Origin of the sequence: Chitinophaga agri (assembly GCF_010093065.1) — a bacterium.
GTDB lineage: Bacteria > Bacteroidota > Bacteroidia > Chitinophagales > Chitinophagaceae > Chitinophaga > Chitinophaga agri.
On record NZ_CP048113.1, the window covers coordinates 2,444,695 to 2,470,493 of the forward strand.

Here is a 25,799-nt window from a genome sequence, read left to right on the forward strand (position 1 = left end):
TTTGTGGCGTAAATTTGTAATAGCGGATTATGCTACACGCACTAATCTGCCGTCATGTTTTTACTTACACGCCAAACCCTGGATCATGGATAAAAAACTCATACGCGACGCTTATAAAACTTACTGGCTGGAAAATGGTAAAAAGCCTGTTTCTGTGTATACCTTCTGTCAGCAGCTGGAGATCTCAGAAACAAACTTTTACGACAGCTATTCCTCATTTGATGCACTGGAGAAAGACATCTGGCGCGCCTTCCTGGAAGAGACACTGGACAAGCTGAAGGAGGACGAGATCTATCAGAACTATTCTGCCCGGGAGAAACTGCTGACTTTTTATTTCCTCTGGGTACAGACATTACGCGAAAACAGAAGTTATATTTTACAGCAGAAAGAGCAATACCTGGTACCAGGTCTGCACCTGGACAAACTGGAAGCCTTCCGTATCGCGTTTTATGACTATATCCGTGCACTCATCCTGGAAGGTTATCAGACGGGTGAGATCAAGGAACGTAAGTACATTTCTGACCAGTATGTACACGGTTTCTGGTTACAGGCCCTGTTTGTACTGCGTTACTGGACAAAAGATGACAGTGACCGCTTTGAAATGACAGATGCTGCCATCGAAAAAGCCGTTAATCTGAGCTTCCAGCTGATCAGTTCCAATACGCTTGACAGCATACTGGACTTTGGAAAATTCATGTTTGCAAGGAAATAATACGGTGATGAAAGAACAAACTAATATCCCTACCGGAAAAGTTGAACGTGCCAGCAAATTTGTTACGACGGGATTAAAAGTAGGTACCAATTACCTTAAACATTATACAAAGAAACTTATTGATCCTTCTATTAGCAGAGAAGAGCTGCATGCCGACAATGCAGAGGACATTTACGACACCCTCAGCAATCTGAAAGGAAGCGCATTGAAAGTTGCGCAGATGCTTAGTATGGACCGCGGCATGCTGCCAAAGGCTTATTCAGAGCGTTTTGCCATGTCTCAGTACAGTGCCCCTCCCCTTTCCGGCCCGCTGGTGATCAATACATTTATAAAGACACTGGGCAAATCTCCTTCCCAGCTATATGATAAGTTTGAGATGCAGGCGTCTAATGCAGCGTCTATCGGACAGGTGCATAAGGCCGTAAAATGGGGGAAGGACCTGGCGGTGAAGATCCAGTATCCGGGAGTGGCGAACAGTGTTAAATCCGACTTACGTATCGTAAAGCCTTTCGCCATGCGTATCGTAGGAATGACAGAAGTGGATATGGACAAGTACTTCCAGGAAATAGAAGGAAAGCTGCTGGAAGAAACTGATTACCAACTGGAGATAAGACGCTCTATAGAAGTATCTGAGAAATGCGCGCATATTCCAAATCTTGTATTCCCGGTATATTACCCGGAACTCTCAAGTGACAGGATCATTACGATGGACTGGCTCAAAGGGTTCCACCTGAAAGAATTCCTGGAACGTGATCCGTCTCAGGAAGCACGTAATCAGATCGGACAGGCACTGTGGGACTTCTACCAGTTCCAGGTACATGCGCTAAAACAGGTACATGCCGATCCGCACCCGGGCAATTTCCTGATGCGGGAAGATGGTACTGTAGGTGTGTTTGACTTTGGTTGTATCAAGGAAATTCCGGAGGACTTCTACGTTAATTACTTCCTGCTGACCAATAAAGAGGTACTGAAAGATGAAGTAAGGCGTAGAGAGATCTATACGAACCTGGAAATGATCCATCCGAGTGATACCGAAAAAGAAGTGGTATTCTTCTCAGGGCTGTTCCAGCGTATGATCGATCTGCTGACGCTTCCGTTCACCCAGGAGGAATTTGACTTTGGCAATGAGTCCTATTTCACGGAAATATATGCCTACATGGACTACCTCTCCAATCTGAAGGAAGTAAGAGAGTCCAAGGTAGCGAGGGGTTCCCGACACTCGCTGTATGTGAACAGAACGTATTTCGGCCTGTATTCTATCCTGAGTGACCTGAAGGCAAAGGTCATCACCAATGAGGCACGTATCCAGACAATGATGCACCCGGCATAAAACCCGGCTGATGACATATATTTAACAGCACCGGCATGGTCAGTATAGTCTTTCAGGTTATACAGATCGTGCCGGTTTTTTGTTTAACATGTAGTGCTGCATATATGATAAATTATCTGTTTTTAAACTTTTTTTAACAAAACTTAACACTCCGATAATACATAAACAATTGTTAATCAGTATTATTATATGATCATTAAAAGTCCGTTAACATTCTGTTAAAATCCATTAACAGGTTTGGTAAATAAATCCTACTATTTTTATAGGGTCAGGTAAACACGCAGGTTCACTTATCGAAAGGTTTTTAGATTAAGTAATGCAGATCAATGAATTGGTCCCTGGTGCTGAGAGATTCCAGTTTTTGAGAGAGAAGGCAAAACCAAAATTAAAAGTAGAAAGATAGCGTGTTATCAGCCTATGCCGGATAATAACTCTATCCCTAAGGAATAGCTAGTTCGTCGTTATAAAAATTAAATCAGCCACAAATGGGGGAAGTAGGTCGTCTTATATCTCTGTAAGTGAACAAAAGCAGTAATGCTTAATTATTTTTTCTTGTGAACGTCTCTGTACAAACGGGGACAGGCTGTCATCTGCCCTATCGTGTCCACACACGACAGGAACAGAACAGGATTCTTATGCGCCTTAATGAACAATGCTGACTAAAACAAGCAATTCAAGCCAAAATCGATATGAACATGAAGATTTACAAACTAACCAACATTAAAGCTCTGGTCTTCCTTGCGCTGATAATGGCGGTGCTTACAGGATGCGACAAAAAGAAAGAACGCGTCTATGAATTACTACCTCCTGATCCGGAAACCGAAAAAGACCTCACTGAACTGGCCATCAACATGACCGTAAGCATTGAGAACTCTGGTGGTGCTAACGCTGGCGAGGGTTCCAGGAAACTGATCGACAATGACCTCGATTCCAAGTTCCTGATCTTCTCTTTTGATCCGACCTTCTACATTCAACTGGAATATGATATAGCAGAGCGACTGGATGCATACACACTGACCTCTGCAAACGATGCGGATGGCAGAGATCCGAAAAACTGGAAAATACTGGCTTCAAACGATAAGGCTACCTGGACAGAACTGGACAATCAGACCAACCAGGCATTCGACGCTAGAAGGAAAACTGTACGTTATGAATTCACCAATAGTGAGAAATTCAAATACTACCGCTTTGCGATCTCTGAGCTGAAAGGTGGTACAAGTGGTCTCTTCCAGCTGGCTGAATGGCGCGTGATCAGAAGACCACAACAATAACAAAAAAAAAGTCTTATCGGAGTAGCATCATGACCGATCTGTCCCTGATAATATTTCCATAATCAACCAAACAAAGCACTATGCTTGGAAATTTTAAAAAGTCTCTTACGATGGGTGGCCTATGCCTGTCGGGTCTATTAGTCACTACGGCGGTTGTCGCACAACAAGCCGAAAAGATCACCATCACAGGTAACGTAAAAGATGAGCTGAGAGCTGTGATGCCTGGCGTTATGATCATCAACCAGACTTCCAAGGCTGGCGTTCCTACTGATGAAAAAGGTAACTTCTCTATCAATGCAAAAAGAGGTGATACCCTGGTAGCACGTCTTGTGGGATATGAACCTTACCTGTTTGTAATCAACAAAACAATTGATTTTGATATTACCCTGAAAGCCACCAACAGCTCCCTGAATGAGGTAGTAGTAGTGGGTTTCGGCCAACAAAAAAAGATCAGCCTCGTTGGTGCACAGTCTTCAGTAAAAGTGGAAGACCTGAAACAACCGGTAGCTAACCTGAGTGCTGCACTCGCTGGCCGTATCGCTGGTGTGGTAGGTGTTCAGCGTTCCGGTTTACCTGGTTCCAACAGTGCTGACCTGTGGATCCGTGGTATCTCTACCTTTAACAAGTCTGGTAACAATGCCTCTCCGCTGATCGTAGTGGATGGTGTACAGGGTCGTGATATCAATACCTTTGATCCGGAAGATATCGCTTCCTTCACGGTACTGAAAGATGCGGCTGCTACCGCTGTATATGGTGTGGCGGGTGCAAACGGCGTTGTGATCGTTACCACCAAAAAAGGTATACCCGGCAAAGCCAATCTGATGTTCAACTATAACCATGGTATCACTTCTTTCACCAAGGTACCTGAACTGACGGACGGTGTGATGTACATGATGCTGCGCAACGAAGCACAGCGTAATACCGGCCTGACTCCAGAGTACTCCAACAATACTATCAACTCCACTATTCTGAAAGAAGATCCGAACTTATATCCGAATGTGGATTGGATGGACGCGCTTTTCAAAGACGTGAGCCAGAACAGACGTGCTAACTTCAGCGCGCGTGGTGGTACTGATGCATCTGCTTACTATGTGTCTCTCGGCTACTACGATGAAACGAGCTTGCTGAACACAGACGCCCTGCAGAGCTATAATGCATCTACCCGTTACAAACGTTACAACTTTACTTCCAACGTAAATATGAACTGGACCAAGACCACCAAATTTGATCTCGGTATCCAGGGCTATATTTCCTCTATGAACCAGCCTGATGTTGGACCTGAAGACGCGTTCCGTAACGTGATGCAGACCAACCCTGTGCTTTATCCGATCATGTATCCGGGTAACCTGGTGCCAAGTGTGAACTCACAGGGTGCACAGCCAAACCCATATGCGCAGATCACACAGACCGGTTACAGGAACACCTTCTCTAACCAGGTATATTCCAATGCACGTATCTCTCAGGACCTGAAAATGATCACTCCGGGATTATCTGCTTACGGTTTATTCTCATTTGACGTATATAATACACACCAGATCCGCCGCTACCGCAACAGAAGCGCGTACCTGATCAACAAGGCGCGTCCTTACAACGCAGATGGCAGCATCAACCTGAACCTGATCTCTAATGGTAGTGATGACCTGAAGTACGAGCGTGGAAACAACTCTAACCGTCAGTTCTACGTAGAGGGTGCAGTGAACTATGACAGAAACATCGGTAACAAAGGTCACCTGACTGCCATGTTCCTGTACAATCAGCGTGAAGAAGTGCAGGCATTCGCCGGTGACGTAACCAGCTCACTCCCCTACCGCAGCATGGGTCTGGCAGGTAGAGGTACTTACTCTTACGATGACAGATACTTTGCAGAGGTGAACTTCGGTTACAATGGTTCCGAAAACTTCGCACCAGGCAAGAAATTCGGTTTCTTCCCATCATTTGGTGTGGGTTGGGTGATCTCTAATGAAGCCTTCTTCGAAAACGCGAAACAATCTGTTCAGTTCTTCAAACTCCGTTACTCTGATGGTAAAGTAGGTGATGGCGGTAACGGTGGCCGTCGCTTCGGTTACCTGACACTGGTTGCTACGAATCCTAATGGAGATGATGTGGGTATGGACTTCGGTAAGAATGGCGCCATTATCGGCAGAGATGGTACTGTCATCACTGACTATGGTTCCAATGTAACCTGGGCTACCTCCCACAAACAGGATTTAGGTATCGAGATCAGAACACTGAACGATCACCTGTCCCTGACAGCAGACTTCTTTAAAGAAAGACGTTCCGGCGTATTCCTGCAGAGAGCTTCCCTGTCTACTTTCATTGGTCTGAACTCTGCACCATGGGGTAACCTGGGTATCATCGAGAACAAAGGTATCGACGTAACCCTCGATGTAACTCCGGTGAAGATCGCCAAAGACCTGACGATCGATGGTCGTGCGACTTTCTCTTACAACAGGGATAAAGTAATTGAAAACGATCAGCCGGTACAGCCTTTCCCTTATATGGAAAAACGCGGTACTAACTATAACTCTACTTACGGTTATGTAGCAGAAGGACTGTTCGTTGATCAGTCAGATATCGACAAACATGCGAACCAGTCCATCTTTGGTACCGTACACCCTGGTGATATTAAATATGCTGACTTAAACGGCGACGGTATTATTAATGCGAACGACGTTAAACGTATCGGTAATGGTGATGTACCAACTACTATCTACGGTTTCGGTCTGAATATCACCTACAAAAACTTCTACATCGGCGCATTCTTCCAGGGTGTTGCAGGTGCTGACAGACTGCTGGGTGGCGATGGTATGATTCCATTTAACAACAGCACCGGTCCGGAAAGAAGTAACCTGTTTGCTATCGCAGAAGACAGATGGACAGAAGCTAACCCTAACCAGAACGCCTTCTACCCTCGTCTCGCTTATGGTAACGCAGCTAACAAGAACAACTCTCAGACTTCCAGCTGGTGGATAAAAGACATTGATTTCCTCCGTCTTAAAACCGCTGACCTGGGTTACAACCTGCCTAAGAACGTGTTGAGAAAAGTAGGTATGAAGAATGCACGTGTATATATACAGGGTCTGAACCTGTTCTACTGGAGCAAATTCAAACTGTGGGATCCTGAGCTGAACACCAACAACGGTACCAACTACCCGAACGTAAGATCTGTAAACATCGGTGTGCAGGCTAACTTCTAAACCAGGCTTTGAATTACCCGGTATCGTGTATAACGGGATATGTGACAATGTCAAACACTAGCAAATGAAAAAAGTATTCTTAATATTCGCTGCTGCAGCAGCACTAGGTATCACCTCCTGTAAGAAGTATCTTGATCAGGTACCGGATGACGTACTGACCATAGATGATATATTCCAGTCAAAAAGCAATACGGACAACTTCCTGGCAAACGTATACTATTCACTGCCAAACGAACTGGAACAGCGTTTTACAGGTAATGAGAACTCCGGTGCATGGCATGCGGCTTCTGATGAATCCAAATACAACTGGTCGTTCAACTATACCAATAACATGAACACCGGCGCATGGGCCAGCACAGATGGCAACGTAGCCACCTACTGGACTAACTTCTACAAAGCGATCCGTAATGCTTCTTATTTCATACAGAACATTGATGGTGCGAACAGCGTAGAAGTAGATGCCGGCATGAAAAAACAATACAAAGCGGAAGCCCGTGCCTTACGTGCGATGTATTATTTCTTCCTGGTAAGAACTTACGGTCCGGTGATCATGCTGGGCGAAGAGCCGGTAGATATCAATACACCTGCCACTGACCTTCAGCTGAGCCGTTCACACATTGATACCTGTATCAACTTTATTGTAACGGAACTGGATAAAGCAGCTGCTGACCTGAGCGCTGATATCCCTGCAGGTGGTACTGAATATGGCAGGATCACCAGTGGCGTGGCTAAAGCCTACAAGATACAGGCCCTGATGCTGGCTGCAAGTCCGCTGTGGAACGGTAACACCGACTATGCAAACTTCAAGAACCGTGACGGTGCGCCCCTGGTAAATACCTCTTATGATGCTGCAAAGTGGACAAGAGCCGCTACTGCTGCGAAAGAATTCCTGGATACCTACGTACCAAGCCAGTATGACCTGTTCACTGCTACCGGTGCTGACGCATTCACTGCTGCGTACAACTCCTGCCGCCAGGTAACTACGGTAGAGTGGAATAAGGAATGGATCTATGCACGTTCTAACTCAGGCAGCTACATGCGCTATGACAGAACGCCTTTCCACGCAGGTTTGCCAGCTAACCAGCACGGTGCGGGTGCACACGGTGCGACACAGGCAATGGTAGACGCTTACTTCATGGCAAACGGCCGTCTGATCTCCGATCCTGCGTCTGGTTATGTAGCCAGTGGTTTCTCTTCCTTTAAAGCGCCTTTCGACAACGCTGCAAGAAATACCTTCAACCAGTGGGTGAACAGAGAGCCGCGTTTCTATGTAGGTATCACCTACAATAACAGCTACTGGCTGTTCCAGGAAGGTTCCAATCCGATCATCACCAACATGGAATTCAACGGTAACTCCGGCAGAAGCCAGAGTACTTCCGACGTATCTCCTACCGGTTATATTGTAAGGAAAGATGTAATGCCGAATGATAACTCCCGTGGTGCACTGATGCTGAGATTAGGCCAGATATTCCTGGACTATGCGGAAGCCCTGAACGAATCTGCTCCGGGTAGCACTGACATCATGAAGTATGTAAACCAGATCCGTAGCCGTGCTGGTGTACCACAATATGGTGCTGGTGAGGGTATGATCCCTGCGCCAACCTCACAGGATGCTGTTCGTGATGCGATCCGTGCGGAAAGAAGAGTTGAACTGGCATTTGAAAGCCCGCGTTATTTTGATACGCGTCGCTGGAAGATCGCTAAAACAACTAACAACGGTCCGGTGTATGGTATGAATATGAACGGCAATGGTAGTGAGTTCTATCAGAGAACACTGATCGAAACACGCATCTTCACTGACAAAGACTACTTGTTCCCTATACCTAACACCCAGATCCTGATTAATCCGAACCTGGTACAGAACCCAGGCTGGAAATAATTAAACTCCTATGAAAATGCTATTTTTCAGTTTGACGCTCCTGGGTCTTTTATCCGCCTCCTGCAAACAGGAAAAGGAAATTATAAAACTCACAGGAAATCCAACCGATCCCAATGCTCCTTCTTCCACCTGGAAGGAGCATTGGTTCGAACACAACCAGCTGGTAAAGCTGGTCTCCTACAATGATGAAGTAGGCGTTTACTACGATGACGATGTGCCTAAAGACATCACCTGGCCGCAAAGAACCATGACCGCCATCTGGAAATACACCAAGGCAACTTACGGTAACTTCGGACAGGACAAAGACAAACGTCTCTCTGTCATCCTGCATTTCAACAAGTACGGCGGCGGTCACCCGGCCACCTTCTTTGATGCCAGCCATGACAACCGTAATATGATCGATGTAGGATCAAACAACCCATGGACAGACAGTACCGGATGGAACCTCGACATCGTGGCACATGAAGTCGGACATATTGTGGAAGGCGCCTCCAAAGGCACTCACAACTCTCCGGCCATGGCTATCTGGCACGACAGTAAATGGATGGAGATCTATCAGTATGATGTGTATAAGAACCTGGGATGGGAGCAAGAAGCAACCCGCTGGTACAATGATAAGATGAATGCGGTTGACAACTACCCGAAAGCGGGCACACAATGGTTTAAGAACTGGTTCTATCCTATCTATCGCGACCACGGAGGCAAAGATGTGCTGAATGGCTTCTTTACCCTGTTATCAAAGCAGTTCCCTACCAGAACTATCTCTCTGGGCAAGGAATATACACGCGACATGAATATGGGTGAATTTGTTCACTTCTGGAGCGGTGCGGCGAAAACCAATCTGAAACAGCTGGCACTGGATGCATTCGGCCCTAATGACGAACGCGGACAGGACTGGGTAGCTCAGTTTGAACAGGCGCAGAAAGACTTCCCTAACATCACCTACTAATCACCTTTGTTGTTTCGTTTTTTATAAAAAAAGCGTCTGCTGAATAAGCAGGCGCTTTCTATTTTAGCTTACATGCTGTTGTCTTATTTCACAGGCACCTCAACATGCGCGTCATCCCATTCAACAACTACCTTGCTGGCTGGTACAGTGATGGTGAGCTTTTCAACCGGTGCACTGGTTTTGGTAGCTTTCGCTTTTACTTCCAGTACGTTCTTGCCCTTGATCTCCTCATATTTATAAGCACCCCACTGTTTCAGTTCGCTGTTCAGAATGAATGTCCATTCATTCGCTTCCGGAATAGCGAATAAAGTATAAGTACCCGCTTTTACCGCTTTACCGCCAAAGCTGCCATCCTTCGCAAAGGTGATCTCCGTCGCCTCGTTAGCGCCTAAACGCCATACTTTGCCATAAGGCACCAGCTGACCGAAGATAGCCCTGCCTCTTTTGGATGGCTGGCCGTAGGTGATCTTTACATTTTTTCCTTCAGCAGTCACGCGTGGACTTTGCGGAGCCTTCTCCTGTGCGGATACAAAGCTGCTGGTACCTGCCAGCAATGCAAAGAATAAGAGAACGTGTTTCATAGTACTATGTTTGTTTTACTGATCAGTAATTTCTATGAAAATACACTCTTTCAATCAAACATCACTACCGCCCATAATAATTAGGAAGCACGGCTGTACCGTATCCTACTTCTTCTCGCAGATCGTCCTGAGCTGCGTGAGCCCGGATTCCAGCTGAGGACCGGTCAGTTTATCTGCCAGGAACCCTCTCAGTTTCCACCAGGGCAATAACCCCAGTTCGGTTTCCAGGCGCCATTGAATAGCCGTACCCTTTCCGTCCGCCGAAGGCTTGAGCTCGAATGCCGCAGTCATCGGTTTCATACTGCTGAATGTAAGATCACAATACACGCCTTTGGCAGGATTGCTCTCCCGGATCATCACAGTACCTGTAACCGGCTTATCATGCTGGGTACCCGACCAGGTATAACCAGCACCCTTTCCTGTCGCTGGTCCGGTATAGTTAATTTTCTGTGCTACATCCGGCGCTGCCCAGGGATTCCAGGAAGGCCAGGTCTTCAGGTCATTGATCTGACCATATACCACGGACAACGGCGCGTCTATCACGCCGGAACGCTCAACAATGGCCTTAGATGGGAATAAAAGAGAGGTAAGGAATATTAGTATTCCGAAAACAAGGCCGCTTAGCAGCAATAATTTAATAAATCGCATATCTGTTACTGGTTTCTCCGGGTCAGCTGACCCACTTTCTGAAAAGCTGTCCTCCTGGTTATTCCCAACGGAATACCTTCACAGCCACAATATATACCACTACACCCCATGCAGCGATCACGCCCAGCTCGAAGCCTACGTTCCAGATGTGCAGTCCTTCAAAGGCAACTTTACGGAATGCATCATTCAGATAGGTCAGCGGCATAATCCGGCATATGGGCTGTAACCAGGAAGGGAAAGAATCAACAGGTACAAAGGTACCTGCCAGCAGGAACTGCGGCAAAGTGATCACATTTGCAATAGGCGGGATCGTGCTTTCACTCGTAGCGATCCCACTCACCACAAACCCAAAGCCCATAAAGACGACCACCCCGAAAGCCGTTAATAACAGCATTTCCAGGAATGTACTCCATCCATGCACCAGTGTAAAGCCGAAGGCAAAGTAACCAATAGCGATGATCAGAATGGCTCCTGCCACCTGGAATACCAGACGGGCAAGTGCCTCACCCAGCACTATGTACAAGCGACGAATAGGTGTGGCAAAGAAACGTTTTAATACCAGCGTCTGTCGCAGGTTGAAGAACAGGAAGGCCGTGCTGAACACCGCAGCACTCAGCAATGAGAAGCTGAGCAGGCCAGGCAGGATGAAATCGATCGTACGGTAACGACGGCCGGGTAGTACTTCCACCGGGGCCAGTTTCGCCACGGACTGCCTTGGATAATAGCTGTCATCTGCCTTATATATGACCCCGGTCAGAATAGCATTAAACAGAGAGATCTTGTCTACTGCCGCTGTAGAGGTCTGCACCTTCACATCGCAGGCAGGTGTATTCCCGCTGGAAGTTTGTGAAGTGATACGGATAATAGCGGTAATATGCCCTTTCTTCAGGTCCTCTTCCATCTCCGCAGCCGGTTTGCCGGTTTGCAGTTTCAGGCTTTTCTCCTTTGCCAGCTGCCTGTACAGATAGCTGGTCGTATCTGTGGCCGCATCCACGCCTACTTTTACCGACACACCGCTATCGCCGATAAATCCAAACACCAGGATGAATACCAGCGGAAACCCAAGACTGAAAATGACCGCTGAAGGACTTCTTAATATTCCTATCAGACTTGCTTTGGACATCGCTAACAGCGCCTTCCATTGATTATATTTAACCGCCATACTTACTTTCGCTGGATCTGTTCTTAAAAAATCGCCTAAAACTACTATTGTTTTACCCATTTCCATAAAAAAACCTGCCGCAAGCGGCAGGTTTAATATTATTTTAAGTACGCCGACAGGCATTTTCCTGTCCTGCTGCCAATAGCTAATTAGTTGTACAGCAGCCTTTATCTGATTTCCATCAGGTAAGGCAGTTTCGCCTGCACCTCTCCGCTCATTTCTTTCATTTCCCTGATCTGCTGGTACAATTTATACTGGTCGCCCAGCTCCGCCTTCATGGCATTTTCTACGCTCGCACTGGCGCCGAAGCTACGTACCATCCGGGAAATTGAGGCATCTGTTTCAGGATATTCACGCAGGCGGTAAGACGACACCTTCGCCAGTTTAACTGCGCATCTGATCGCATCATTGATACCACCGATACGGTCCACCAAACCTAATTCTTTCGCCTGGATCCCGCTCCATACGCGCCCCTGTGCGATGCTGTCCACCACAGGACCGCTCAGTTTACGACCTTCTACCACACGTCCCTTGAATGTGCTGTAAATGCTGTCTACTGAGTTCTGGATAAATTTCTTCTCCATTTCTGTCAGTGGGCGGGAAGTATTCCCCAGATCGGCATACTGAGCTGTTTTCACCCCATCAAAGGTCACACCCAGTTTATTCTTAAAGAATCCCTGCAGGTTAGGCAATACAGCAAATACACCGATAGAGCCGGTCAGGGTATTCGGCTGTGCAAAAATGGAATCTGCCATACAGGAGATATAATAGCCACCGGATGCGGCATAATCGCCCATTGATACGACCACTGGCTTGCTTTTCTTCGCCAGCACCAGTTCACGCCAGATAGATTCGGAAGCCAGCGCGCTGCCTCCCGGTGAATTCACACGGAACACGATCGCTTTGACATCTTTATCCTGTCTTGCCTCGCGGATGATCTTAACGAAATGGCCACTGCTGATAGTAGCTTCTTTCTCGCTTTCTCCGCCAACGATGCTACCCTCTGCATAGATGATAGCGATTTTATTGTCAGCACCTTTGTTTTCGGTCAGGTCAGTAGCGCTGGTATATTTGGAAAGAGACACAAAATTCACCTCCTCATCTCCCTTGAGGCCCAGTCTGGCTTTGATCTCGTCCATTACCTGGTCGTTGTATTTCAGACCGTCCACCAGTTTGTATTTCACTGCGTCTCCTGCTTCCTGGATCAGGCCTTCGTTGGCATAACGGTGGAGGGTGGCGGTATCGATCTTGCGCGCAATACCGATGTTTTTGAGGAAGTTAGCATACAGCTCACCCAGATAGGCGTTCGTCTGAATACGGTTTGCTACGGTCATTTCTGTTTCACGTAAAGGCTCGGTGGCACTTTTGAAACGGCCATCATAGAAGATCTGTGGCTGGATCTCCAGTTTATCCAGTGCCCCCTTCAGGAAGGTCAGCTGGGTAAAGAAACCGCCAAATTCCACGCCCCCTTTCGGGTGTACATATACTCTGTCGGCCAGGGAAGCCATATAATAGCTCTTCTGGTCCATCACCTCGCCATAGGCATAGACGAATTTGCCTGACTGTTTGAACTGCAGCAGTGCATTACGGATCTCTTCACTGGTGGCAAAGCCGTTGCCGTTGCCTTCGGCCTTGAGATAAATACCTTTTATGTTATCGTCCGTTTCAGCATGTTTAAGGAGACGTACCAGGTCATATACGCCAGGCACTTCTTTCGGTTCCTGACGGATGAGGGCATTCAGCGGATTGGATACTTTCTGTTCGGCATACTGCTGACTGGTCTCCAGGACCAGCACACTGTTAGGCGACAGGGTAACAACTTCGGGGCTGATAGCGCTACCTATTGCGCCCATCAGCAGGATCACTCCCAATATGAGGATCACTACAAAGGCCAGCAGCGTGGCAAAGAAAATTTTAAAAAAGCTACGCATTATAGAGGATTTAATTTTAAAAGACAGACAGGTCGTCTTCCTTTTTTCCAAAAATAAAGAATATGTCTACTTTTGGGCCGTTGAAGATACATGAATAAAGCAATATTACTTATAGGTGGCAATCTCGGAGACCGTATCGGAAACCTCCGGGAGGCAGTAGCGCAAATAGAGAAGCAGGTCGGTAAGGTAGAAAAGCTATCCGCCCTTTATGAAACGGCAGCCTGGGGCGATGTAGCCCAACCGGATTACCTGAATCAGGCCCTTTTGGTATCAACCGAAATGGATGCACGAACGCTTTTGCATACCGTCCTGGCAATTGAACATCATATAGGCCGCGTACGCAGGCAGAAATGGGGCGCACGGGTGATTGACATTGACATCATTTTCTATAATGATGCGATCATTAACGAGCCTGATCTGAAGGTGCCGCACCCACAGATGCAGTTCAGGCAGTTTGTACTGGTCCCTCTGGAAGAGATACTGCCCGACTGGGAACATCCGCTACTCCGTCAGTCAGTCCGTAAATTACTGGAACATTGTACAGACCAGCTCCCCGCCAGAAAATACGAAGGCGTACGTTAAACTATCTAACCGGCACATGAAATACAACTACATTACAATAGAAGGGAATATCGGCGCAGGGAAGACAACACTGGCCACCAAACTATCCGCTCACTTTGGTGCTAAACTGATCCTGGAAGAGTTTGCAGATAATCCCTTTCTGCCTAAATTCTATGAAAAGCCGCAGCAATATGCTTTCCCACTGGAGCTGTTCTTTATGGCCGAACGATACAAACAGCTGAAAGACATGCTGCAGATGCAGGACATGTTCAGTAACCTGGTGATTTCAGATTATCTTTTTATCAAGAGCCTGTTATTTGCCAAGATCAACCTGAAAGAAGAAGAATACGCACTCTACCAGAAGCTGTTTGATATTATCAACCCTCAGCTCATACAACCCGATCTGCTCATCTTCCTGAATGCACCGGTGGCCAAACTCCAGCAGAATATAAAACACCGGAACCGCTCATATGAGCAGCAGATAGAAGATCAGTACCTGAGTAATGTACACGATATGTATATGCAGTATATCAGGCAACATCCTGTTCGTGTACTGATGGTGGATATGACAAAGACTGACTTCGTTAAAAATCCGGGCGACTTTGAGACACTGCTGCATGCCCTGGATACAGATTATGAGCCAGGCATACACTATTTGTAGCACCGGGAATCGGGAACTGGTTCGCCTGTTAATTTAAAAGGGTGTCTTATATATTATAAAGCACCCTGGCATTTACTATTATTAATTATTAGTACTTATTATTAATTGTTAGTGCTCATTATTAATTTTCTGTACTATACTGCTGGCTGCGATCCATCCGCTGGTCCAGGCATGCTGAAAATTGAATCCGCCGGTGATACCGTCCACGTCCATGACCTCTCCGGCAAAAAACAATCCCGGTGCCAGCCTGCTTTCCATGGTGGCAGGATCTATTTCTGACAATTGCACACCCCCACAGGTTACGAATTCTTCTTTGAAGGTTGTCTTCCCTTTGACCGGGCACTCCATGGCTGTCAGCAGCTTCACCAGTTTATGCTGGTCTTTTGCCGGCATATCTGCCCAACGTACATCTTCTCCAATTCCGGACTGTTGTAAAAGGAAATGCCAGAGCCGCTGTGGCAGTCCGAAAGGGTTCTTATGATGCATTTTCTGTCCACCGAGTGAAAACCGCAGATCCTGCATTTCGTCGCGCAGGCTGTTCTCGTTAAATGCAGGCAGCCAGTTCACGATCGCTGTAAACTGATATTGTATGGCGCCGAGATCACGGGCCCCCCACGCAGACAGGCGCAGGATACAGGGGCCGCTCATACCCCAGTGCGTGATCATCAGCGGACCGCGCTCCTGTAATTTCGTACCTGCTATTTTCACATGTGCTTCTTCCACACTCACCCCCATCAGTGCCGTAATAGGGTTACCAGGCATGTTGAACGTGAACAGTGATGGCATAGGAGCCACGATCTGATGCCCTGTGTCCTGTAACCAGGCAAACTTTTCTACCTGGGCATAACCGCCGGCAGCGACACATACATAATTGGCTTTCAATGAGCTACCGTCCTGCAGGGCAACATTCCACACCTTCCCTTCCCGGGTCAGGGCAGTCACCCCGGCATTCATTTTAATCTTTACCCCATATTTATCAACCTCCCTCAGCAAACAGTCTATGATCGTCTGGGAATTATCTGTAACGGGAAACATCCTGCCGTCCGCCTCTGCCTTCAGTGACACGCCTCTTTCCTTAAACCAGCTGATCGTATCAGGCACAAAAAACCGGTTAAAGGTCTTTTTCACGAAATGCTGTCCTCTTGGATATCGTTTCGACATGTATGAAATATCGGGGGCATTATGGGTCACGTTACATCTTCCACCGCCTGAAACCTTCACTTTGGATAAAAGTTTACTGCTTTTCTCTATCAGTATGACTTCCAATTGAGTATGAAGACGTGCGGCGTTCACCGCACAGAAAAAACCGGCTGCTCCGCCACCAATAATTACTAATCTATTGTTTATCATGATATTACAAATCCAGTCATGCAATATTCGCATTCCCGCCGCAATAATAAATCAAAGCCGGGATATTCTAATTTATTCTGCATCAATAACATTTTTTGCATATATTAATTTTTCACGCTATTTTGCATATTATATTTTTTGATACTATATTGTCGCAAAATGTTGTTCCACATGCAATCTGTGTTCTCTAAAACAAAAAAACGCTTTAAGTGGCTCCTCCCAGCATGCATGTTGGGGATCACAGGTGCCCTTGCATTTTATCCTGCGGACGAGTGGCAGGATAAAATCACCGAAGCCTTGGAACTGTACAGCAAACGCTTCCCCCAGGAAAAGGTTTACCTTCAACTGGACAAAGACTACTATGCCGCTGGGGAAACCATGTGGTTCAAAGCGTATGTTTTGCTACAAGGCCAGCCATCACTTTCTGCTACCAACCTATACGTAGAGCTGGTTGATAAAGGAGGAAATGTGGTAAGTAAAAAACTGATCTCCATTGGTGGTGCTACCGGTTCCGGTGCATTTGAACTGCCGGAGAGCCAGAAAGCCGGTCAATACCAGCTGCGTGCCTACACCGCGTGGATGCTGAACTTTGACTCGGAATATCTCTTCTACAAAAGCATTGAAATATTCGATCCGTCTAAACCGGTTGGCCCTTCTCAGAAGCCGGCTGCTACCGATTTTGCGGTAAACTTCTTCCCCGAAGGCGGTAACCTGATCGCTGGTATTCCCGGCCGTGTGGCTTTTAAAGCCATCGACCAGCAGGGTTTCCCACAGGAAGCGAACGGTATCATCCAGAACCTGAAAGGTGAAACAGTAGCACAGCTGAAGACCACCCGTGATGGTATGGGTATGTTTGAACTGACGCCGGCTGCGGGTGAAACCTACAAGGCCCTGATGCAGACCAGTAAAGGCCTGCAGAAAACGATCCTGCTGCCTGTAGTGAAAACTACCGGTGTCGGCATGAAAGTCTTCAACAAAGGTGCCCGTATATTCTACACGACCACTCCTGCCTCCAAAGATAACCCGATGTACAATAACCTGATGATCGTTGCGCAGATGCAGCAGCACATCGTGTACAAGGCAAAACTGAATGCAGGTGAAGGTCAGATGAGCGGCTTCATCCCGACCAAGGAATTACCTTCCGGTATCCTGCAGCTGACTGTATTCAACAGTGATGGCGTGCCAATGGCAGAAAGGCTGGCTTTTGTAAGAAAGAACGACTTCCTGTCTCTTGGTTTACAGAACATGGCCATCAATACACAGCCAAGACAGAAGAACACGCTTGAGATCAAGATCCCGGACACCATGCTAACAAGCCTGTCCGTTACGATCACAGATGCGGACAACATTGTTAAAGACCAGGATGAGAACAATATTCTTTCTAACCTGCTGCTGACTTCTGATCTGAAAGGATATATCGCTAATCCTGCACAATATTTCAAAGATGCAGATCCTTCTACCCTTGCAGGTCTCGACCTGGTGATGATGACGAACGGATGGAGAAGGTTCACCTGGGAGAAAGTGCTGCATAACTACATGCCTGACATCAAGTATCCTTACGAACAGGGTCTGCTGCTGAAAGGTATCGCTACTACCAACAAAGGTGCATCTGCACTGTCTAATGGTAAAGTAGACTTTATCCTGAAACAGCCGATCGATACCTCTACCGCATTCTCTTCCGTTACTACTAATGACAAAGGTGAATTTGCTGTAGACCGTCTGCAGTTCGTGGATACCATCAACGTATTCTACCGTGCGAACGATCCGAATAAAGCATGGAAAGATGTGTCTGTGAAATTCGAACCACACTTCTTCGAATCCAGAGAACCAGTGACACTGCCTTATCCATTCAGAAATAATGTGGAGATAGAAAGCAGGGTACTGAGCACCTATCTCTCTACCGTTGCTGAGAACAGTGCAGTAAGCAGATCTATCCGTAACAAACCGATCTTCCTGAAAGAGATCAACGTGCGTGAAAAACGCCTCAGTAAAACTGAAACTGTTGAAGCCCGTTACGCAACCGGTATGTTCAGCGCAGGCGATGGTTATGCATTCGACCTGACCAAGGATGAACCAGGTAGTCTAAGTATCTTCCAGTACCTGCAGTCTAAAGTACCTGGTCTGACGGTTAACCTGGCTGATCCTGTCGTGGGTCCTACGATGCAATGGCGTGGTGGTCCTCCGGTACTGTTCCTGAATGAAATGCCTACCAACATCAACATGCTGAGCAACATTAACATAGGCGATGTGGCATTCATTAAAGTACTGCGTCCTACTTTCGTAGGTGGCTTCGGTGGTAGCTCAGGTGCGATCGCTGTATACACGAGAAAAGGTGGTGACAGCAAGAACGATGTGGATACACGTGGATTCGAAAAATACAGAAAAGCAGGTTACGATATCGTGAAGGAGTTTTACGCACCTGATTATACTGTACGTAAAGAGATCCACATCCTGCAGGATAAAAGGCTGACCCTCTACTGGAATCCAAACCTGATAGCGGACTCCCTGACACACACTGCAAAGGTATCCTTCTACAACAACGACTTCACAAGACGTTTCCGCATTATTGTGGAGGGTATGGGTGAAGACGGATCACTGGGACACACAGAACAGATCTTGCAATAATCCAAGGCTCCGGCTGATAAATAAATAGTCCATAGTTCAACACTATGGACTATTTTTATTTATACAACATGCCAGGATATGAACAATCTCGTAAACAGGATACCGAAAGGCTGGCAAGCCCCCCATCATTTATTGGTGTTAATACTCACCGGCTGCCTTTGCATACTGCTATCCCAAAACTCTTCCGCCCAACCTCTTAAGCCAGGCTTTGACGCAAAGGAATATCTTGATATGCTCAGCATAGATTTCCTGCATGCAGACACACCCTGGACAAACACACATCTTATACCTCCTGCAAACGCGCAGCTGGTGTACCGCTCACCTGAAACCGGCTTACATAACCGATGGGATCTCTGGCTGCGGGATGATGGTGTGGCCATCGTTAGTATACGCGGAACAGTGGGTAACAAAGAATCATGGATGGAGAACTTCTTCGCAGGTATGATTCCCGCAACAGGACAGTTCCAGCTGAATGACAGTACAACTTTTAAATACCGGCTGGCGAAGGATGAAAGAGCCTATGTACATGCCGGCTGGACGCTCGCACTGGCCAGTATGGCACCCGACATTGTTGCACATATTAAAACCTACTATAAAAAAGGATACCATGCATTCCTGATCTCCGGCCACAGTCAGGGTGGTGCCATCAGTTTTCTGCTACGCTCCTATCTGCAATACCTGGACGATCCGGAGTTTCCGAAGGATATTGTCTATAAAACCTATTGCAGTGCAGCACCTAAACCTGGCAATCTGTACTATGCATACGACTATGATTACATTACCCGGGATGGCTGGGGCTTCCGCGTAGTCAATGCGAGAGACTGGGTACCCGAAACGCCTTTCTCGTTACAGACCACTAATGACTTCAACACCCCAAATCCTTTCATGGGTGTAAAAAGAGCGCTTAAAAAACAAAATTTCTTCGTGCGGCTTGTCATAGGAAGCATGTATAATAGACTCGACCGCAGTAGTAAAAAGGCGAGCCGTCGTATGCAGAAAATGCTGGGGAAAAGATTGTCAAAACTGGTGAAGAGAGCTGTTCCGGGTTATAGCGCGCCTCCTTTTACAGGCAGTCACAATTATCATCCCGCAGGAACACCTGTTATACTGTACCCGGATGCAGCGTATGATAGCAAATATATCTTTGATGGAAAGAACCTTTTTATCCATCACATGTATGCGCCCTACCGGGAGTTGACAAACAGCATTTATCATTGATAAGGCACCTGTCATTTTGATCTGTAACACGCAGCCAGTCATGCTAATTTCTTTGTTAACAATGGGTTAACTTTTAGATTAACCTGAAATTAACAGTTCAACTTTTTTTTCGGGTTATGTTTGTATCGATAAAAGCAAAAGCACGTTGTCCTTTACTGCCAGGCCTCTCATATAAAGCGTATGAGGGCTTGGGTGGTAAGGGAACAAAAATCAACACCTCACACAACGATTTCATCATATTACTTACATAGAGATTACTAGCAAAATTTATTAGCAGCACCCTGCAATATGGCTCAAAGTATTAGAGGGGGAATAATATAGGCTAAATATACTTTACATGACCATGAATAAGACTATAGTGGTCACTCTAAATCAAAAACCAACTAACAGAAAAGGTCTCGTTTTCACGAGACCTTTTTCCATATTCCGAAATAAAAACAGTCTTATTACCACAAATCATTTAAAAACAGGCATATCCACAATAAACAGATGGTTAAATACAGCTGAGCTAATCCTTCAGCTTATGGAGAAAAGTAGACAGCTTGAATAACAGCTCATCCTGCAACCCCGCCCTCAGCTTAGCTTCTTCATCCGTGATACCTAGTTTTTTCATTCGCTGATAATAGCCGTAAGAGCCCCCGATCAGTTCCAGACATTCTTCGATCTTGCCCCTGATCTCGGCATCCTTGCTCTTCTTATCATACTCCCTCCGGGACAGTATCCTGTCAATGAAATAGAGATTATCCTTTGTCTCTACCCATTTGCCTCTAGACAGATGTTGTGGCTTGTAGACCTCCAGGTAGCAGTCGTCCAGCTGCAAAATCTGGCCGAATTCAGCCCTTACGTCAATGGCAGCAGACTTATCCTTTTTACTACCTGACATTAGCTTTTTGATGAAGAGATTGATCTCGCTACCCAGTTCTCCGCTGGCCATTAATATTTGTGTCAGCTGTGAAAGCTTCATCACCATGGTCACACGAATATACCGGCTACCCGATTTCAGTTTACCGATAATACGCGGCGTTTGCTGCTCGTCCAGCAGGATATCTTCCACCTGCAGCTTGCTAACCATGCGCAGGTTTGGCGTATAACCCTCGGAAGCAGGCAGTGCAGCTTTACCGGCGGTGCCTGCATGCTGCTGTTTAAGGGTCTGCTGAGCGAAATCATCTATAAAGCGGAGGTCATGTCCTTTCATACGATGATACAATTCATGGGTATTATAGTTGACGATCCGGCTCAGCAGCTGGATATCGTCCCACGCGTCAGCGTATTGCACTTTCTTCAGTTCATCCAGCACATCTGCCGCGATCACATTCCTGCGATACAGTAATTCGCCTATCAGAAAAACGGAGTAGTCATTTACCGGGTAACCCAGTTCAGGCAGGAGGTCGTATGGCGTCCTTTTTTGCTCCTTTGCCTGCTCCAGCTGTTCCTGGTCAGACACAACCGGAGCCAGCAGATATTTGCGCGCAGCAGTCTTCAGTTTCTTACTCACATAGTCAAGCATATGATCATTCACTTCCCGCTGACTGACAAAGTCATGCAGAATCTGCACAAAACGCTTGGAGGCAGGCAAGCCGAACTGCAGCAAAATATCATTTTCCATATCCGGCACACTCGCTCCATCTACCTGATCCCGACCGGTTTTAGTCCGCGTTTCCTGCCGCTGGCAGCGCTGATAATATTCCTGTAATTTCAGTTTGAGCTTATCCATATATTATCTGATTAAATCAATACTTGATACCTCTTCCGGTCGGTATGACAATAGATCGTCAGTCCGGTGGACGGAATAAGGGTCAGGACAGCACTTTTGACGAACACTGGCGCTCGCTTCAGTACAATTCCTTGTATTACAATAAGTTATTCAATGGGAGTAGTATAGTTGATCTAATGGGAAGCATGCAAATATACACCTTTTGAGGTTTAGGCCCCAATCAGCTCTGTAATCAAATTGTAAAGCAATAAGCTGGCTGATCATGACGCTGGCCCGCTCCCACAGGGCTAAACGGTCGGGTATCCATTCAAGCCGCCACTAATACGAATTGTGCGTCACTGAAATTTATCATAGGGTTTTCCTTTATATGTGGTAGTCCAGCCATCAGGCTGGTCGCGATCGTATTGAGCTTATAAACGGTGCAGAACAGCAGGCGGATGCTACGGCGTACTGGGGGGTGGCCAGGAGGTCTGGCGCATCCTGGCCGCCGGGATCTCCTGCGCATTACGTTTACCTTTCATGTAAAACTCACTGGTATAGTATTTGGCCTGCTGCTTAGTGATTATTGTCCACGAATTGATCATCTCAAAAAACGTTCAGTTATGCAGATACAATCTAACACCTTTACAAATTCCAGACTGGAGTTATTCTTCTCCACGATGCTACAGGAGATCTACTGGTCAGAACAACACCTGGTCAATGTACTGTCTACCATGACTGCCGCAGCCACCAATACGGAACTGATCCAGGCATTTGATCAACATAAGCAGCAGACGCAGGAGCATGTCAGAATAGTAGAAAAAGTATTTGACATGCTGGGCATACCTGCGGAAGGAGAACCCAGTATGGGACTTCAGGGGCTCTTTGATGAGGGATGGCAGGTAATTGATGAAACAGAGGAAGGTTCCGCACAGCGGGATGTGGCACTGATCATTGCCGCACAAAAGGTGGAACATTATGAGATCGCCTGTTATGGTAGTCTGGTGACACTGGCCAGCACCCTGGGAGAAACGGAAGTTGCCGACTTGTTAAGAGGTATTCTGACAGAGGAAAAAGAGACGGATGCATTGCTGACCATTATCGCAGAAAGTAAGATCAATGAACAGGCAAGTGAGGAGAGTTTGTAATACACAAACTGCATTTACGAACAATGATCGTCATCGTTCGTAAATGCAGTTTAACATGGATTACAATCCCTTTTTACCATACGTTCCCATCAACACTCCTTCCGCAATTACATGCCCTTCAATGGCCGCTTTAAGCGCCGCTTTATCTGCTCCGCCATCCAGGTCAAGTTTCACATCAAGGGCATATACATGGAAGTAATAACGATGCGTACCTGAGGGCGGACAAGGTCCGTAATAGTTACAGTTCCCTCCACTGTTTTTTCCGCAGATACCGGGTACCGAATCACCGCCTATCATGCTGGAAGCAGGAGGAATGTTCCATACCAGCCAGTGATCGAATGTACCATTCGGTGCATCTGGATCTTCCATGATAATAGCAAGTGTTTTAGTTCCCTCTGGTATCTGTTCTATCTGCAGTGGTGGATTCACTTCTTCGCCCTCACATGTGTACTTCAGCGGGATCACACCTTCATGATCGAAGGCACTACTCGTGATTTTCAATGTTTTTGCTGTATTGTTTTCCATACACAGCCATACAAAAAAATCAAGCCAGACTGAATGTGCAGTATTACAGTGTCTCAGACTGGCAAGGGGGGTAAGGCTGCTACATTTAAACCAGCAGAATGTGGATGTTGTAGAGACTATTCATCAATAAGCACTGCCAGCTCTTCTATAAAGGAACGTTGTTTTTCCAGGATCTTCTCCCTCGCTTGTTCCAGTGTGAACCAGGCCCCGCGGTCTATCTCCGGGAAAGACCGCATCTTCCCTGAACGGGGAGGCCATTCCAGGTCAAAGTAGTTGCTTACAATGCTGTCAGCATCCAGCGCTCCTTCTACCGCCCAGCAATGTACCGTCTTATGCCCTTTCTGTCGGATGGTGGTCAGTTGTATAAACCCGCCTGTTGGCCGGTAACCCGTCTCCTCCTCGAATTCGCGGATAGCAGCCTGAAGCGGCTCCTCCCCTTCCAAATATTCTCCTTTCGGGACCGACCAGCTGCCCAGGTCTTTTTTAGCCCAGAAAGGGCCTCCCGGATGCCCTAAAAAGACTTCCAGCTGTTTATTGTGACGACGGTAGAGTAATATGCCTGCGCTTTGCTTTGCCATACATCAGCGTAATTAACAAAAAATAGCTCATAAAGCGTTATATGGATCAGCAATCCAAAAACCATACAACAATATACACCATTCGGGAGTTATTAATAATCAGGAACTAAGCCAGCCCCAGTCAACAAAGATGCATCCGGAGAGCAGTTAAATTGATGAACAATTGTTAATTACACTAATTTTGCGCTACTTTACACATACTATGATTGTAGCAACCCTTCTGCGTCTGGTAGTTAGTTTTACTACGGGACCTGTACTAACTCCAGACGACTATACGGCCCCTTTATCCCTGATAGACACGGTATCCACTTATGCCAAAGAACATACATTGACTGCGGATAAGAATGGACGACTGATTATCGACAATAAAAATAACACCTATCGCCCGGGAGACGTTCTTCAGCTGAAAGGCAATTTTAAATCTGTACTCATTTCTAATATGAGCGGCACGGCGGCTAAACCTATTGTCATCCGCAACTACCGGAATACCCCGCTTACCGTCGGCGAACCAGACTGGAACGGTGGCAGCTGGTCTGCCGCATTTGAACTGAACAATTGTCATTACATCCGGCTGGGCAGCATGTCGGACAGGAACCAGTTTATTATCAATGGTTCGGTACAACCTGCCCGCGAAGCCTATCGTGCCTTGCAGATAGGTAATAAGACAGACAATATAGAAGTCTGCTTTCTGATAATTAGAAATGGAGGCAACGGAATTGTGGCTAAAACAGACCCTGTTAAAAGCGACCCCAGTACGGCATACCCACGTTCAACCATCCGCAACCTGTCAATACATGACCTGACCATCACGGACACGAAGAATGAAGCCATGTATATAGGCCATACGGCCACTTACTGGGACCATACCATTAATCAACCCTTCTATCAATCCCCTTCCCGGTTTGCTGCAGGGCATGACTACGTACAACCTATCAAATGGGAGAATGTCAGGATCTATAATAACCTGGTAAGGAACAGTGGGCTGGATGGGATACAGACGGCGGCTATTGATGGACTCGAAATCCACAATAATGAGGTGACGAACTGGGGGACACAGCATAATGCCGCACATAACGGAGGGATTCTTATTGGCGGACGCACGACCAATACCAACACCCGTGACAACTATGTGCATGACGGCTGGGGAGAATTTTGTCAGTTCTATGGCTCGGGAGAGAACAGCGCGACCCATATCATCAGCAATAATCTCTTCATCAATAACCAAAGTGACGGTATCAGCATGAGAGGTACGGAGAATGCCATTGTGAAGATCACAAATAATACCATCTCAGGAACGAAGGGAAATAGTCTCCGTATTAACGGATATACCGGCATGAAGGGTAAGCAGATCGTAAGCGGGAACGTATTTATATCGCCTAACGGTGGCGTGAATATTGGCAGCAGGAACTATGTGTATGTGGAAGTCGGTGGAGATGCTGTTGAAGGTACCGGAGAAGAGGAAAATAAAAAGTTTCCGTCAGTTACCGCTGCCCGTGTAAATACGCAGGACTATTATAAACCTGTGGAAGGCTCGACAGTGAACAAAGCCGGATACAGAAAGAATTAGCCGTAACCTTACCAAACGGCTTTAGCAGATACTGAGCGCTCCTGCCATTATAGGCCAGGGGCGCTCCTTTATAGTAGCAAGCTCGCACCATAGTAAATTCCCAATTCCTGATTGCCAATTCCCGATTTAATTAGCGCTCCTATTTAGTGTTTTAATTCATATGCCCTATAATACTCATAAAAAAAATATTTCTTTTCTCAAAAAAAGAACATA

21 protein-coding genes are annotated in these 25,799 nt (G+C 46.6%); 12 read left to right on the forward strand and 9 right to left on the reverse strand.

Going from position 1 to position 25,799, the window contains the following annotated elements; genetic code table 11:
- The first annotated feature begins 85 nt into the window (after positions 1-85).
- From GWR21_RS09415 to GWR21_RS09440, 6 genes are all read left to right on the forward strand, one after another.
- Complete coding sequence (locus GWR21_RS09415) at positions 86-712, forward strand: TetR/AcrR family transcriptional regulator (protein WP_162331493.1); 627 nt, start codon at positions 86-88, stop codon at positions 710-712.
- Positions 713-719: 7 nt separating this feature from the next.
- Positions 720-2,042, forward strand: coding sequence for an ABC1 kinase family protein (locus GWR21_RS09420; RefSeq protein ID WP_162331494.1), 1,323 nt, complete (start codon positions 720-722; stop codon positions 2,040-2,042).
- A gap of 695 nt (positions 2,043-2,737) precedes the next feature.
- Positions 2,738-3,313 (forward strand): discoidin domain-containing protein, encoded by a 576-nt coding sequence (locus GWR21_RS09425; RefSeq protein ID WP_162331495.1) that lies wholly within the window; start codon positions 2,738-2,740, stop codon positions 3,311-3,313.
- A gap of 80 nt (positions 3,314-3,393) precedes the next feature.
- Positions 3,394-6,510, forward strand: a complete 3,117-nt coding sequence (locus GWR21_RS09430) for a SusC/RagA family TonB-linked outer membrane protein (protein WP_238430278.1) — start codon at positions 3,394-3,396, stop codon at positions 6,508-6,510.
- A gap of 64 nt (positions 6,511-6,574) precedes the next feature.
- Positions 6,575-8,389 carry a RagB/SusD family nutrient uptake outer membrane protein gene (locus GWR21_RS09435; RefSeq protein ID WP_162331496.1) on the forward strand — a complete coding sequence of 605 codons (1,815 nt, stop codon included), beginning with the start codon at positions 6,575-6,577 and terminating at the stop codon, positions 8,387-8,389.
- Between the two features lie 10 nt (positions 8,390-8,399).
- On the forward strand, positions 8,400-9,338 hold the full coding sequence (locus GWR21_RS09440) for a hypothetical protein (protein ID WP_162331497.1): 939 nt from the start codon (positions 8,400-8,402) through the stop codon (positions 9,336-9,338).
- Positions 9,339-9,421: 83 nt separating this feature from the next.
- Here GWR21_RS09440 and GWR21_RS09445 read toward each other — a convergent pair whose 3' ends face one another.
- The 4 genes from GWR21_RS09445 to sppA all read right to left on the reverse strand — a co-directional run bounded on the left by GWR21_RS09445 (position 9,422) and on the right by sppA (position 13,660).
- Positions 9,422-9,919 carry a DUF2911 domain-containing protein gene (locus tag GWR21_RS09445; protein WP_162331498.1) on the reverse strand — a complete coding sequence of 166 codons (498 nt, stop codon included), beginning with the start codon at positions 9,917-9,919 and terminating at the stop codon, positions 9,422-9,424.
- 105 nt (positions 9,920-10,024) lie between these two features.
- Positions 10,025-10,567 (reverse strand): SRPBCC family protein, encoded by a 543-nt coding sequence (locus GWR21_RS09450; RefSeq protein ID WP_162331499.1) that lies wholly within the window; start codon positions 10,565-10,567, stop codon positions 10,025-10,027.
- 58 nt (positions 10,568-10,625) lie between these two features.
- Positions 10,626-11,789: an ABC transporter permease gene (locus tag GWR21_RS09455; protein ID WP_238430280.1), complete on the reverse strand. Its 1,164-nt coding sequence runs from the start codon at positions 11,787-11,789 to the stop codon at positions 10,626-10,628.
- A 107-nt stretch (positions 11,790-11,896) separates the two neighbouring features.
- Complete coding sequence (gene sppA / locus GWR21_RS09460) at positions 11,897-13,660, reverse strand: signal peptide peptidase SppA (protein ID WP_162331500.1); 1,764 nt, start codon at positions 13,658-13,660, stop codon at positions 11,897-11,899.
- Between the two features lie 90 nt (positions 13,661-13,750).
- Between sppA and folK the strand changes: the two genes are divergently transcribed.
- Complete coding sequence (gene folK, locus GWR21_RS09465; protein ID WP_162331501.1) at positions 13,751-14,242, forward strand: 2-amino-4-hydroxy-6-hydroxymethyldihydropteridine diphosphokinase; 492 nt, start codon at positions 13,751-13,753, stop codon at positions 14,240-14,242.
- A gap of 16 nt (positions 14,243-14,258) precedes the next feature.
- Positions 14,259-14,882, forward strand: a complete 624-nt coding sequence (locus tag GWR21_RS09470) for a deoxynucleoside kinase (RefSeq protein ID WP_162331502.1) — start codon at positions 14,259-14,261, stop codon at positions 14,880-14,882.
- Positions 14,883-14,990: 108 nt separating this feature from the next.
- Here the strand turns inward: GWR21_RS09470 and GWR21_RS09475 are convergent, their stop codons facing one another.
- Positions 14,991-16,232, reverse strand: coding sequence for a BaiN/RdsA family NAD(P)/FAD-dependent oxidoreductase (locus tag GWR21_RS09475; RefSeq protein ID WP_162331503.1), 1,242 nt, complete (start codon positions 16,230-16,232; stop codon positions 14,991-14,993).
- Between the two features lie 171 nt (positions 16,233-16,403).
- On the opposite strand from GWR21_RS09475, the gene GWR21_RS09480 reads away from it, so the two are divergent.
- Both GWR21_RS09480 and GWR21_RS09485 read left to right on the forward strand, forming a co-directional pair.
- Positions 16,404-18,857: an MG2 domain-containing protein gene (locus tag GWR21_RS09480; RefSeq protein ID WP_162331504.1), complete on the forward strand. Its 2,454-nt coding sequence runs from the start codon at positions 16,404-16,406 to the stop codon at positions 18,855-18,857.
- Positions 18,858-18,935: 78 nt separating this feature from the next.
- A complete protein-coding gene (locus GWR21_RS09485) occupies positions 18,936-20,075 on the forward strand; it encodes a lipase family protein (protein WP_162331505.1) in 1,140 nt (379 codons plus the stop codon).
- A gap of 508 nt (positions 20,076-20,583) precedes the next feature.
- Here the strand turns inward: GWR21_RS09485 and GWR21_RS09490 are convergent.
- Together GWR21_RS09490 and GWR21_RS09495 are read right to left on the reverse strand one after the other, a co-directional pair.
- Entirely contained in the window at positions 20,584-21,789 is a 1,206-nt protein-coding gene (locus GWR21_RS09490; RefSeq protein ID WP_162331506.1) for a hypothetical protein, read from the reverse strand.
- A gap of 440 nt (positions 21,790-22,229) precedes the next feature.
- Positions 22,230-22,373: a hypothetical protein gene (locus GWR21_RS09495; RefSeq protein WP_162331507.1), complete on the reverse strand. Its 144-nt coding sequence runs from the start codon at positions 22,371-22,373 to the stop codon at positions 22,230-22,232.
- A gap of 18 nt (positions 22,374-22,391) precedes the next feature.
- Here GWR21_RS09495 and GWR21_RS09500 point away from each other — a divergent pair, with 18 nt between their 5' ends.
- Complete coding sequence (locus GWR21_RS09500; RefSeq protein ID WP_162331508.1) at positions 22,392-22,916, forward strand: YciE/YciF ferroxidase family protein; 525 nt, start codon at positions 22,392-22,394, stop codon at positions 22,914-22,916.
- Positions 22,917-22,976: 60 nt separating this feature from the next.
- On the opposite strand, the gene GWR21_RS09505 is transcribed toward GWR21_RS09500, so the two are convergent.
- Both GWR21_RS09505 and GWR21_RS09510 read right to left on the reverse strand, forming a co-directional pair.
- Positions 22,977-23,441: a YbhB/YbcL family Raf kinase inhibitor-like protein gene (locus tag GWR21_RS09505; RefSeq protein WP_238430282.1), complete on the reverse strand. Its 465-nt coding sequence runs from the start codon at positions 23,439-23,441 to the stop codon at positions 22,977-22,979.
- Between the two features lie 116 nt (positions 23,442-23,557).
- A complete protein-coding gene (locus GWR21_RS09510) occupies positions 23,558-24,019 on the reverse strand; it encodes an NUDIX domain-containing protein (RefSeq protein ID WP_162331509.1) in 462 nt (153 codons plus the stop codon).
- Between the two features lie 202 nt (positions 24,020-24,221).
- Between GWR21_RS09510 and GWR21_RS09515 the strand changes: the two genes are divergently transcribed.
- A complete protein-coding gene (locus GWR21_RS09515) occupies positions 24,222-25,586 on the forward strand; it encodes a right-handed parallel beta-helix repeat-containing protein (protein WP_162331510.1) in 1,365 nt (454 codons plus the stop codon).
- The last annotated feature ends 213 nt before the right edge of the window (positions 25,587-25,799 follow it).